The following is a 12,333-nucleotide window of genomic DNA, read 5'->3' on the forward strand; positions in this document are numbered from 1 at the left end:
GACTAGCTGGTCGCCAGCGTCGTGTTGTCGATCTCGCGGTAGTGCTTGCGGATGCTCACCTTGCGCTCGAGCTCGCCGATGATGACGGGCGCGAAGTCGACCTCGTTGAGCTCCTTGGCGCTGCCGAGGCCGCCGGGGCTGAAGACGTTGATCTCCATCAGCTTGTCGCCGACGATGTCGAGGCCGACGAGGAACATCCCGTCCGCGACGAGCTTGGGGCGGACGACCTCGACCATCTCCAGGATGTCGTCGGTGATGGCGACCTTCACCGCCTTGCCGCCGGCCGACATGTTGGAGCGGATGTCGTCACTGTTGTTGGTGCGGCGGAACGCGGCATAGGCGCCGTCGGCCTGCAGGGGCTGGCCGTTCATCACGAACAGCCGGATGTCGCCCTTCTTGGCCTCGGGGAGGTATTCCTGGGCGACGACATAGCCGTCGCGGCAGATCGCCTCGATGATCTGGTTGAGGTTGGGCCCCTCCTTGCGGTCGATCAGGAAGACACCGCTGCCCCCGGAGCCCTGCAGCGGCTTGAGGACGGCCCTGCCACCGAGGTCCTTGATGAAGTCGTTGATCTGCGCCTCGTCGCGCGAGATCAGGGTCCGGGGGCGCACCACCTCGGGGAAGTGCTGGAAGTAGGCCTTGGAGAGCGCGCTCGCCAGGGTGGTCGGGTCGTTGACCACGAGCACCCCCGAGCTTGCGATCAGCTGGCCGAACGCCACCCCTGCGTTGTTGGCCCACGGCGCCGACTCGGCGTCGTCGGCCGGGTCGTTGCGCAGCATGACGACGTCGAACTCCTCGAGGCCGATCAGCTCCTGGACGTCCGGCTTCTGCACGTCCTGCAGGTGCCGCTGGAGCGAGCGGTAGGTCTTGGCGTGGCCCATGCTCGCCTTGGCGCTGAGCGAGCCGTCCGGTTCGTAGGAGAAGTCCCCGATCCCCATGAACCACGCCTCGTGGCCCATCTCCTTGGCGGCCATCGCGAGCCGGTTGGTGGTGTAGCGGGGGTCCTCGGTTGCGATGTCGTTGACGACGAAGCCGATCTTCATGGGGTCCCTCCCAGGAGTTGGTGGAGCTCAATGGTCTGTGACGCCAGCTCGATGCGGCGTATGGCGGCCGGGTCGGCCAGGTAGCGAGGCTTGATGCGTTGGGGGTGCAGCGCGCCCTTCTCGTCGAGCTCGGCGATCAGCGGCAGGTCGTCGAGGGCGAACTTGCCCCGGAAGAGCAGGTCGAGGCTGCCGCCGTCGCGCAGGTGCTCGAGCAGGTCGACGAGACCGCGGAGATAGATCGCGTCCTTGGTCATCCCGCCGGCGCGGAAGACGCGCATCACGGTCGTGTAGGCGCTGCCTCGCGGGAAGCCGGCCTCGACCAGCGCGTCGTGGGCCTCGGTGAAGCTGGCCCCGGCGACCCGACGGTGCACCGTGACCACCCGCCCGGCGAGCTGCCGAAGCCGGAACGCGGTCAGTCCGCCGCAGGCGACCTCAGCCAGCACGGCGAGCCCCTCCTGGGTCTCGTCATAGCCAGCGAGCCCGGCGCCCAGCACCTTCACCGGCTGGGCGGCGCCGTTGACCTGGGTGACGAGGTGGGTGCCCACCTCGTGGTGGAGCAGCGCCTCCGCGCGAGCCCGCTGCACGGTCGACTCCGGGCCGATGAGCAGGGTGTCCCCCGACACCATCACGCCGTTGACGTCGGGCCTGACCTCGGCGTGCATCTCGATCTCGTGGTCCTGCTCGCGATAGTGCGCGATCTCCTCCAGGGCCAGCGCCAGGAACTCCTCTGCGTGCAGGGCGTCGCCGGGGGCCTCGGCGGACGGCACCGCGGCCAGCAAGGCCTCGGCCTGCTTGCGCAGGGCGGGTGACACGCCGCCGTACAGGTCGATGCTCAGGGCCAGGAAGTCGTCGGTGTCGCGGGCGCGCAGCATCTCCAGCTGCAGCTCCATCTCGCGGTGCTTCGCGCGCAGGAGGTGCGACAGCGTGGTGTCCTCGACCGACGAGACGTCGATGGCTTCGAGCTCGGCGGCCACGACGTCGGGTTCGGCCTCGAGCTCGCGATAGGTGAACTCCGGCTCGTCGAGGTCACCGTCGAGGAACTCCCCGCGCAGGTCGTCGGCGTCGACGGGCGTGATCTCGAGCAGGAACTTCATGCTCGCCGACAGCTGGGCCAGTGCGTGGTCGACGGCGAGGTCGCCCGCACTCAGCGGGGAGTCGCTCATCCGAGTCGGCCCAGCTCCTCGTGCAGCCCGGGCAGGGATGCCTCGAGGGCCGCGCGGGCGCAGTCGAGCCCGACCTGGTCGAGCTCGCCGGTCCACTCGTCCATGAACGTCTTCTTGAACTCCAGCGCCAGGACGCACCCGATGCGGGGATAGCGGTCGTGGACGAACCACGCGAGGTTGCGTCCTTCGAAGGCGACGTTCTCGCGCGCGTCCATCGCCCCGCAGCCGAGCTCGCGCGATCGCAGGTCCGCCATGAACCGCTGGACGAGCGGCTCGAAGAGGTCGTGGTCGACGCTGCCGGTGCCGACGTTGACCTCGGGGTTCTCCTGGACGGGAGCCGGCGGGGCGTCCGCCCCGTCGCGCCGGTGGTTGTAGGAGTGCACGTCGAGCAGGACGAAGGGCCCGCGCTTCGCGACCTCGTCGAGCCGCGGCCCGAGGGCGTCGTAGAACGCGTCGTAGGTCGCCAGGCTGCCCTCGAACTGCTCGTCGGGCAGCTCCTCGTCGCGCCAGACCTTGAGTCCCCAGCAGTCGTCGGGGGTGCGATAGACCGCCTCGCGGCGGGGGCGGTTGAGGTCGCACTCGAAACGCGAGCGGTGGGTGATGACGCGGTCGGGCACGACGCTCGCGATCCGGTCGGTGTAGGGGTCCTCCTCGCGGAAGCGGTCGGCCTCGGGGAGCACCATCAGCTCCGCCAGGTCGGGGCGCACCTCGTGGCCGGCGTGCACGGACGTGGCGACGACCTGTCCGGTCCAGTCACCCACGAACTCGACGATTCCCTCAGCTCCCATGTGCCTTCCCTATCGGTTCGGGGGGCGGCCGCACAACCCGGCGGACCCTCATGGGTGGGGCTCGCCGCCACGGCTGGTAGGACTGGGTTCGTGACTCGCATCGTCGTCCTCACCGGAGCAGGCGTCTCCGCCGAGAGCGGAGTGGCCACCTTCCGCGACTCGGGCGGCCTCTGGGAGGGCCACGACCCGATGACGGTCGCGACGCCGGAGGCGTTCGCCGCCGACCCGGACCTCGTCCACCGCTTCTACGACGCGCGGCGCGCGGCGCTGAGCAGGGTGCGCCCCAACGCCGCGCACCACGCGCTGGCGCGGCTGGAGGCGGCGCTCGGCGACGCCGTCTACCTGGTGACGCAGAACGTCGACGACCTGCACGAGCGGGCCGGAACGAGCAGGGTCCACCACATGCACGGCCGTCTCCGGGCTGCCTGGTGCACGGTGTGCGGCGCGCGGCACACCTGGGACGGGACGCTCGTCGACCGCCCGCCCTGCCCCGGCTGCGGGTCGTCGAGCCTGCGCCCCGACGTCGTGTGGTTCGGCGAGGTGCCCTACGACATGGAGGCGATCGAGGAAGCACTGTGGGACTGCGACCTGTTCGTCTCGATCGGCACCTCGGGCGTGGTCTATCCCGCCGCGGCCTTCGTCCACTACGCCATCGGCAACGGCAAGCAGACCCTCGAGCTCAACCTCGACCGCAGCGACTCCTCGAGCGACTTCCACGAGTCACGCCGGGGCCCCGCCAGCGAGCTGGTCCCAGCCTGGGTCGACGAGGTGCTGGGCTGATCGCCTGCGTCACCCCACTCGACGCAACAGCACCCCGGCATGCGCAGGTATGCCGACGACGCCGTCGCGCAGCTCGACGCCGGCCGGCGTCGCGAACAGCACCTCGTTGGCTCCGGCCACTGCGACGTCGGCCGCCTGTGGCCCGACGTTGACCACGACCGTGACCGCGCCCCGGCGCAGGACCAGGGTCCTGGCCTCCTCGTCGACCTCGACCTCGACCTTGCGCAGGTCGGGGTCGGTGAGCTCGGGCAGCTCGCGGCGCAGGCGACCCAGCTGGCGATAGACCTCGAGCATGGTCGCGTGGCGCCCGTGGGCGACCTCGTCCCAGTCGAGCTTCGACATCTGGAACGTCGCCGGGTCCTGCGGGTCGGGGACGACGGCTGGGTCCCAGCCCATCCGCTCGAACTCGGCCAGCCTGCCCTCGGCCGTCGCCTGCCCCAGCTCGGGCTCGGGGTGGGAGGTGAAGAACGCGAACGGCGTGGAGGCCGCCCACTCCTCTCCCTGGAAGAGCATCGGCGTGAACGGGGAGGCCAGCGTCAGGAGCGCCGCGCAGGCCAGCTGGTCGTCGTCGAGGGCCTCGGTGATCCGGTCGCCGCGGGCGCGGTTGCCGATCTGGTCGTGGTTCTGGCTGGCCACGACGAGCCGCCACGCCGGCATGGTCTCGGTGTCGATCGGCACACCGTGCGGACGGTTGCGGAAGGAGCTGAAGGTGCCGTCGTGGAAGAAGCCCTTCGTCAGCACCTTGCCGAGAGCCGCGAGCGGCTCGAAGTCGGCGTAGTAGCCCTCGGTCTCGCCGGTGAGGGCGACATGGACGGCGTGGTGGAAGTCGTCGCTCCACTGCGCGTCCAGGCCATGGCCGCCGGCCTCGCGCGGTGTCACCATCACCGGGTCGTTGAGGTCGGACTCGGCGATCAGGGTCAGCGGGCGGCGCTGGTGGGCGGACATCGCTGCCACCTCGACCGCCATCTCCTCCAGCAGGTGGGTGGGCGACTCGTCGGACAGCGCATGCACTGCGTCGAGGCGGAGCCCGTCGACGTGCATGTCGGTGAACCACATGCGCACGCTGTCGAGGATGAAGCGCCGGACCTCGTCGCTGCCCTCGTCGTCGAGGTTGACCAGGTCGCCCCAGGTGTTGGAGCCCTGCTTGAGGTAGGGCCCGAACTGCGGGAGGTAGTTGCCCGAGGGGCCGAAGTGGTTGTGCACGACGTCCTGGATCACCCCGAGCCCGGCAGCGTGGCAGCCGTCGACGAAGCGCTGGTAGGCCGCAGGACCGCCGTACGCCTCGTGGACCGCGGACCACAGGACGCCGTCGTAGCCCCAGTTGTGGGTGCCGTTGAAGGCGTTGACGGGCATCAGCTCGACGAAGTCGACGCCGATCGAGCGCAGGTGGTCGAGCTTGCCGAGCGCGGCGTCGAGGGTGCCGTCGGGGGTGAAGGTGCCGATGTGGAGCTCATAGATCACCGAGCCGGCCAGCTGACGTCCGGTCCAGCCCTGGTCGCTCCAGGAGTGGGCGTCGGCGTCGAAGGTCCGTGACAGGCCGTGGACACCGTCGGGCTGGCGGCGTGAGCGCGGGTCCGGGAGCGGACGGTCGCCGTCGTCGACGACATAGCCGTAGTCGACCTCGCCGTGGGGGACGGCGCCCGGGTCCTCAGGGGTCCACCAGTCGTCGGACCGGCGGACCATCGGCAGGCGGGTGTCGTCGGCGACGAGGGTGAGCGACGAGGCACGGGGCGCCCAGACGTCGAAGCGTCCTCGGGTCGTCGGCGCCGTCGAGGCCGCAGCACGCAGGAGCAGGGCGACCGGGTGTTCGCGAAGGAGCTCCGCGAGCGGCGCGGTGTCGGTGAAGGTCCGACCTGAGAGCTCGTCGACCCACTCGCCCGGGGGCAGGGGCAGGACGGTGTCGCTCCAGCCGCCGCGGGTCGCCAGTGCGTGCGGCAGCCGGGTGGCCACGGCGACGGCGCCACCACGGTCGAACGCGAGGGCGTGGCCGGCCGCGGGCCCCTGGGCCTCGAGCGGCGTGTAGTCGCTGAAGAGCTCTGGCCGGTCGCGGCGGGCGCGGAGTGCGGCCCGGGTGACCAGCAGCTTTGCGTGACCGGGATCGTCGACTCCCCCGAGGAGGCGGGGCCGCTCGCCGGCCTCGACCGACTCGAGCAGGCGTCGACGGGAGTCGTAGTCGACCGGGCGACGGTTGTCGGGGTCGACCAGGCTCTGCTCCCACAGCTCGCTGCCCTGATAGACGTCGGGGACTCCGGGCATGGTGATCGCGACCAGCTTGGCCGCCAGGGCGTTGCTCCAGCCGGCGTCGGCGACGGCGCCGAGGACCTCGTCGAGGACAGCGCGGACCTCGGGCCGGTCGAGGGCAGCGTCGACGGCTGCGTGCACGGCGGCTTCGTAGGCCTCGTCCGGAGCCGTCCAGGTGGTGCGGTCGCCTGCCTCGCGCATCGCCTTCTCGGCATAGCCGTGAAGTCGCTCGCGCAGGTCGGCATCGAGCCCGGCTGCGGGCCAGGCGCCGACGACCGCCTGCCACAGCAGGTTGGCGAAGCCGGCGTCGGGGAGCGGCACGAGGTCGAGCAGGCGGTCGAGGGCATGCTCCCAGACGTCGGGCACCTCGGCGAGCGCGGTGATGCGGGCGCGCACGTCCTCGCCACGCTTGGTGTCGTGGGTGGAGAGCGCGGTCATGGCCTGCGGCCACTCACGCTGCCGGGTGGCCATGGCGGCGTGGAAGTCGGCGGTGTCCACCGAGAAGACCGACGGGTCTGCACCGACCTCGTTGAGCGAGGTCAGCCGCGACCAGCGATAGAAGGAGCAGTCCTCGACACCCTTGGCCATCACCATGCCGGAGGTCTGCTGGAAGCGCAGCGCGGGCGGCTGGGTCGGGTCGGACAGCACCGGCAGCAGCACGTCGAGGGTCTTGGACAGGTCAGGCCGGTGCTCGCGTGCGAGGGCGAAGGCCTGGTCGAGGTGCTCGCGGCCCTGCGGCAGGTAGGAGCGATAGACGGGGAAGCAGGCCATGAGCTCGGCGACCGCGTCCTCGGTGTCGGCCGGGGCGTCCGGTATGGCGACGCGCAGCTCCCGGCCGATGCGCAGCACCTCGGAGCGCAGGATGCCGTCAGCGACGTCGCGCTTGTTGTCGTGGACCATCCGGTGCCAGTCGATCGGCCCGCCGCGGAGTCGCTCGTCGAGGGCGCCGAGCCGCTCGGCTGCGTCCGGGTCGGTGAGGACGCGGTCGATGAGGGCGAGCGCGTCATAGCCGGTCGTGCCCTGGGTGGCCCAGGAGGTGAGCAGCTCTTCGCCGGGCTCGAGGATCTTCTCGACCAGGACGTAGGCGTCGCCGGTGAGCTCGGCCAGGTCGGCGAGATAGCCCTCGGGGTCGCGCAGCCCGTCGGGGTGGTCCACCCGGAGGCCGTCGACCAGCCCCTCGGTGAACCAGCGGCGGATCTCGTCGTGCGAGCGCTCGAACCACTCGGGGTCCTCGACCCGGATGGCGGCGAGGTTGTTGACGGCGAAGAAGCGCCGGTAGTTCAGGCCGGCGTCGGCGAGGCGCCAGCTCACGAGCTCGTAGTGCTGGCGGGCGTGCACGTCCTGCGCGGTGGGCCCGTGCCCGTCCGTCCCGTCGGTCCAGTCGTCGGCGCTGCCGGGGGCCAGCGGGAACGCGTTGTCGTGGTAGAGCAGCTGGCCGGCCTCGACGGTGAGGTTGGCGATGGTGCCGTCCTCGGCGAGGTCGTCGTCACCCACTACCGGGATCCGCAGGCGGCCTCCGCCGGCGGCCCAGTCGATGTCGAAGGCTTCGGCATATTCCGACGCCGGGCCGTGCGTCAGCACCGACCACCACCAGGCGTTGTCGCTCGCCTGGGCGACCCCGACGTGGTTGGGGACGATGTCGACCAGGACGCCCATGCCGAGGCGGTGGGCCTCGGCCGCGACCGCCGACAGCCCGGCCACGCCACCACGGGCGGCGTCGATGCGACCGTGGTCGGAGACGTCGTAGCCGTGGTTGCTCTGCGACTCGGCCGCCAGCAGCGGCGAGAGATAGACCCAGTCCACCCCGAGGTCGTGCAGGTAGGGCAGCACGTGGGCCGCCGCATGCAGGTCGAAGTCGTCGGTGATCTGCAGGCGATAGGTGCTGACGGGGGCGCGCATCAGATGGTGGCGTCGCCGCGGTGCCGCTGGTCGGCCGCCGGGGTGCTGTCCTCGGCACCGGTGTCGGCCAGCGAGGCCAGGGAGGCCGCGACCGAGTGGTCCGGCTCCTGCTCCGGCTCCGCGTGCTCACGCAGGACGACCATGCTGTGCGTCGTCAGCGCGAGGCTTGCGCCGGCCGCCAGCGTCTCGGAGGAGTCGGCCGAGCCGCCGGTGTCGATGACGATGTCCCACGCCGCGGCGTACTCCTCGGGTGGCAGCGTCACGTCGGCCGGACCGTCTGCGTTGAAGTAGAGCAGGAAGTGGTCGTCGGTGATGGTGTTGCCGCGGGCGTCCTTGCCGGCGATGCCGTCACCGTTGAGATACATCCCGATCGCCTTCGAGCCCTCCCAGCTGTCGTCCTCCATGGGGCTGCCGTCGAGGGCCAGCCACACGATGTCGTTGAGGCGCTCCCCTCCCGTGGCGGAGTCGCCGGTTCGAACGGTCTTTCCGGTGAAGAAGCGCTTGCGGTGGAACGTCGGGTGGCTGGAGCGCAGCTTGGCGACGGCGGCGGTGAACTCGATCAGGGGCTTGTCCGCCCGGTCCCAGTGGACCCAGCTGATCTCGCTGTCCTGGGCGTAGGTGTTGTTGTTGCCGTTCTGGGTCCGGCTCATCTCGTCGCCGTGCAGCAGCATCGGCACGCCCTGGCTGAGCAGGAGCGTGGCCAGGAAGTTGCGCTGCTCGCGGGCGCGCGCCTCGAGGATCTCGGGGTCGTCGGTCGGTCCCTCGACGCCGTGGTTCCAGGACCGGTTGTGGCTCTCGCCGTCGTTGTTGTCCTCGCCGTTGGCCTCGTTGTGCTTCTCGTTGTAGGAGACCAGGTCGCGCAGGGTGAAGCCGTCGTGGGCGGTGACGAAGTTGATGCTCGCGAAGGGGCGCCGGCCAGAGTCCTCGTAGAGGTCGGAGGAGCCGGAGAGCCGGGAGGCGAACTCGCCGAGCGAGGGCTCACCGCGCCAGAAGTCACGGACGGTGTCGCGGTAGGCACCGTTCCACTCGGTCCACTGCGGCGGGAAGTTGCCGACCTGGTAGCCACCGGGACCGACGTCCCACGGCTCGGCGATGAGCTTGACCTGGCTGACGACCGGGTCCTGCTGCACGAGCTCGAAGAAGGTCGCGAGCCGGTCGACGTCATAGAACTCGCGGGCCAGGGCCGACGCGAGGTCGAAGCGGAAGCCGTCGACGTGCATCTCGGTGACCCAGTAGCGCAGGGAGTCCATGATCAGCTGCAGCGAGTGCGGATGGCGGACGTTGAGGGTGTTCCCGGTGCCGGTGTAGTCCATGTAGTACTGCTGGTCGTCCTCGACCGTGCGGTAGTAGGCCGGGTTGTCGATGCCCTTGAAGCTCAAGGTCGGGCCCAGGTGGTTGCCCTCGGCGGTGTGGTTGTAGACCACGTCGAGGATGACCTCGATGCCGGCGGCGTGCATCGCCTTGACCATCGCCTTGAACTCCTGCACCTGCTGTCCGTGCTCGCGGTTGGCGGCATAGTCGGCGTGCGGTGCGAAGAAGCCGAGGGTGTTGTAGCCCCAGTAGTTGCGCAAGCCCTGGTCGAGCAGGGTGCTGTCCTGGACGAACTGGTGCACCGGCATCAGCTCGATGGCGGTCACCCCGAGCTTGGTCAGGTGGTCGGTGACGGCCGGGTGGGCGAGACCGGCGTAGGTCCCGCGCTCGCTCTCGGGGATGTCGGGGTGCAGCTGCGTGAGCCCCTTGACGTGGGCCTCGTAGATGAACGACTCGTTGTAGGGGATGTTGAGGCGGCGGTCGCCCTCCCAGTCGAAGAACGGCGTGATCACGACGCTCTTCTGCATGTGGGCGGCCGAGTCCTCGTCGTTCTTGGAGTCGGGGTCGCCGAAGTTGTAGCCGAACAGCGACTGGTTCCAGTCGATCTCGCCGCTGGTCGCCTTGGCGTAGGGGTCCATCAGCAGCTTGTTGGGGTTGCAGCGCAGCCCGTTGGCGGGGTCCCAAGGGCCGTGCACGCGATAGCCGTAGCGCTGACCGGGCTGCACGGTCGGCAGGTAGCAGTGCCAGACGTAGGCGTCGACCTCGCTGACCTCGACCCGGGTCTCGGTGCCGTCCTCCTCGAACAGGCACAGCTCGACCCGGTCTGCGACCTCGCTGAACAGGGCGAAGTTGGTGCCGCTGCCGTCGAAGGTGGCACCCAGCGGGTAGGACGTTCCAGGCCAGATCTGCACAGTGCTCCTCGATTGTTGGATCGATCCAACCTAACCACGTCGGCGGCGTTTGCTCCTAGCCGCCGACACCCGTGCGGACGGGCCTGCGCGAACCGGGTCAACGACCGTTCTGGCTGAAGTGCTGGTAGTCCAGCGACTGCTGCCAGTCGCCGCCCCACTCCCAGCCGATGCGGGCGAACGCCTCGACGACCGGGCCGGACGGCACGATCATCCCTGCCCGTACCCGATCTCGGCGGAGATAGGCGCTCGCCAGCTCGGGCAGCACGACCTCCCCCTTGGCGTAGGGGTTCTGGAAGGTGTTGAGGTCGATCGCCAGGCCATGGGCGTGCTGGGAGAAGTACGTCGCCCCGGTGCTCGGCCGGCACACGAACGCCCCGGTGCCGTTGCCGTCGCCGGTCGGCGGGGCGTCCGGGTCGTAGGACCTCACGATCACCACCTGCTCCTGGGGGAAGCGCTGGCGATAGAGCGTGCCGAAGACCTCGACGATGTCGCGGGCGACGGTGCGGTGGACCAGCAGCTCACCGGTGTGCCGCTGGGCGTCGAAGCCCCAGAAGGCCAGTCGCACCCAGGCCAGGTCGCCGGGACCGACCGGGCAGCCGGGCTTCCAGGTGGACCGGGCGATCACCCGCCCCGGCGCCGGGGAGACCACCTTGGCCGCGAACCCCTTGCCCCCGAGCATGGGGACCGTGTCGGGCAGGGTGAAGCGCCGGTTGCGCAGCGCCGGCGGCGTGGGGCGCACCTCGCCATAGCCGCTGCTGGTGCGGGGCAGCTCGCGGGTGCCGAGCCAGGCGGGGGGCCTGGAACCCAGGCCGGTGGCCGGCTCGACCAGGGTGCCCGGCGCTCCGGGTCTGGTGAGGGGCCTTCGGCCGTCCTCGACCGCCGAGCCGGTCGGCTCGGCCAGGGGAGACGGCGGATCCGTCTGGGCGGCGCCGCACCCGGCCAGCAGGGCGACGGCCACGAACGCGACGGCCGAGCCGACGGGCGTTCGTCTCGTCACACCTGCACGCTATCTCGCGACACCCGAGTGACCCGCCGGTAACATCGAGCCCATGAGCCGCGAGATCTATGACGAGGACCACGAGGCGTTCCGCGCCTCCGTCAAGGAGTTCCTCGACCGCAAGGTCGTGGGCAACCTGGAGAGCTACGCCGAGGGCCACGGTCTCGACCGGCAGTTCTGGCTCGATGCGGGCGAGGCGGGCCTGCTGGGCCTGGAGATCCCCGAGGAGTTCGGCGGAGCCGAGGCAGGCGACTACCGCTTCAACGCCGTCCTCACCGAGGAGCTCGCCAAGGTCAACATGACCCTGCCGAGCTGCCTGGGCATCCACGCCGACATCACCGTGCCCTACCTCGTGCACCTCACCAACGACGAGCAGAAGAAGCGCTGGCTGCCCGGCGCCGCGAGCGGGGAGATCCTCACCGCCATCGGCATGACCGAGCCCGGGGGCGGCTCGGACCTCGCCAACCTCAAGACGACCGCGGTGCGCGACGGCGACGACTGGGTGATCAACGGCTCCAAGACCTTCATCACCAACGGCGGGTCGGCCGACATCGTCCTCGTCGCCGCACGCACGAGCCCGGAGAAGAAGGCCAAGGGCATCTCCCTCTTCGCCGTCGACACGACCCTGCCGGGCTTCTCGGTCGGCCGCGTGCTCGACAAGGTCGGCCAGGACGAGTCCGACACCGCCGAGCTCGCCTTCGAGGACGTCCGGGTCAGCAACGACGACCTGGTCGGCCCGCTCGACACCGGCTTCATCTCGATGATGCAGTTCCTGCCGCAGGAGCGTCTCGGCTCGGCCATCACCAACCTGGCCCACGCCGCCCAGATCCTCGAGGAGACGATCCAGTACGCCAAGGACCGCAAGGCGTTCGGCCAGCCGATCGGCAGCTTCCAGCACAACCAGTTCCTGCTGGCGGAGCTCGTCACCCAGGTCGAGGTCACCCAGGCCTATGTCGACCAGTGCGTGCTCAAGCACACGTCGGGCAAGCTCACCGCCGTCGACGCCGCGAAGGCCAAATGGTGGACCTCGCAGGTGCAGAGCGAGGTCCTCGACCACTGCGTCCAGCTCCACGGCGGCTATGGCTACATGAACGAATACCGTGTCGCCCGCGCCTGGCGTGACGCCCGGGTCACCAAGATCTGGGCCGGGTCCAACGAGATCATGAAGATGCTGATCGGGCGTGACCTGGGTCTGTGACG

At 70.2% G+C, this 12,333-nt stretch carries 8 protein-coding genes; 2 read left to right on the forward strand and 6 right to left on the reverse strand.

Translation table 11 applies throughout. From position 1 onward, the window contains the following. Positions 1 to 2 precede the first annotated feature (2 nt). From G7071_RS04455 to G7071_RS04465, 3 genes are read right to left on the reverse strand one after another with little or no spacing between them, the layout of a single operon-like run. A complete protein-coding gene (locus tag G7071_RS04455) occupies positions 3 to 1,043 on the reverse strand; it encodes a glutathione synthetase (protein WP_166315403.1) in 1,041 nt (346 codons plus the stop codon). Continuing rightward, positions 1,040 to 2,206, reverse strand: a complete 1,167-nt coding sequence (locus G7071_RS04460) for a peptidase MATCAP family protein (protein WP_166315406.1) — start codon at positions 2,204 to 2,206, stop codon at positions 1,040 to 1,042. Before G7071_RS04460 ends, G7071_RS04455 begins: the two co-directional genes overlap by 4 nt. Next, the gene (locus tag G7071_RS04465; protein WP_166315409.1) at positions 2,203 to 2,994 is read right to left on the reverse strand and encodes an N-formylglutamate amidohydrolase; all 792 of its coding nucleotides are present in this window, start codon (positions 2,992 to 2,994) and stop codon (positions 2,203 to 2,205) included. Before G7071_RS04465 ends, G7071_RS04460 begins: the two co-directional genes overlap by 4 nt. A 90-nt stretch (positions 2,995 to 3,084) precedes the next feature. Here G7071_RS04465 and G7071_RS04470 point away from each other — a divergent pair, with 90 nt between their 5' ends. Then, positions 3,085 to 3,774 carry an NAD-dependent deacylase gene (locus G7071_RS04470; protein ID WP_166315411.1) on the forward strand — a complete coding sequence of 230 codons (690 nt, stop codon included), beginning with the start codon at positions 3,085 to 3,087 and terminating at the stop codon, positions 3,772 to 3,774. Positions 3,775 to 3,783: 9 nt separating this feature from the next. On the opposite strand, the gene treY is transcribed toward G7071_RS04470, so the two are convergent. The 3 genes from treY to G7071_RS04485 form a co-directional block, all read right to left on the reverse strand. Next, a complete protein-coding gene (gene treY, locus G7071_RS18995; protein WP_246210383.1) occupies positions 3,784 to 7,914 on the reverse strand; it encodes a malto-oligosyltrehalose synthase in 4,131 nt (1,376 codons plus the stop codon). Next, positions 7,914 to 10,136, reverse strand: a complete 2,223-nt coding sequence (gene glgX, locus G7071_RS04480; protein WP_166315414.1) for a glycogen debranching protein GlgX — start codon at positions 10,134 to 10,136, stop codon at positions 7,914 to 7,916. The genes treY and glgX overlap by 1 nt, the downstream gene beginning before the upstream one ends. Before the next feature lie 97 nt (positions 10,137 to 10,233). After that, positions 10,234 to 11,133 carry a M15 family metallopeptidase gene (locus tag G7071_RS04485; protein ID WP_246210384.1) on the reverse strand — a complete coding sequence of 300 codons (900 nt, stop codon included), beginning with the start codon at positions 11,131 to 11,133 and terminating at the stop codon, positions 10,234 to 10,236. A gap of 52 nt (positions 11,134 to 11,185) precedes the next feature. On the opposite strand from G7071_RS04485, the gene G7071_RS04490 reads away from it, so the two are divergent. Continuing rightward, the gene (locus tag G7071_RS04490; RefSeq protein WP_166315417.1) at positions 11,186 to 12,331 is read left to right on the forward strand and encodes an acyl-CoA dehydrogenase family protein; all 1,146 of its coding nucleotides are present in this window, start codon (positions 11,186 to 11,188) and stop codon (positions 12,329 to 12,331) included. Positions 12,332 to 12,333: the final 2 nt, after the last annotated feature.

The sequence above is a fragment of the Nocardioides piscis genome, assembly GCF_011300215.1.
Lineage (GTDB): Bacteria > Actinomycetota > Actinomycetes > Propionibacteriales > Nocardioidaceae > Nocardioides > Nocardioides piscis.

Coding starts and splice junctions, on each gene's coding strand:
- G7071_RS04455 (WP_166315403.1), bottom strand. CDS start 1,043: ATGAAGATCGGCTTCGTCGTCAACGACATCGCAACCGAGGACCCCCGC.
- G7071_RS04460 (WP_166315406.1), bottom strand. CDS start 2,206: ATGAGCGACTCCCCGCTGAGTGCGGGCGACCTCGCCGTCGACCACGCA.
- G7071_RS04465 (WP_166315409.1), bottom strand. CDS start 2,994: ATGGGAGCTGAGGGAATCGTCGAGTTCGTGGGTGACTGGACCGGACAG.
- treY (WP_246210383.1), bottom strand. CDS start 7,914: ATGCGCGCCCCCGTCAGCACCTATCGCCTGCAGATCACCGACGACTTC.
- G7071_RS04490 (WP_166315417.1), top strand. CDS start 11,186: ATGAGCCGCGAGATCTATGACGAGGACCACGAGGCGTTCCGCGCCTCC.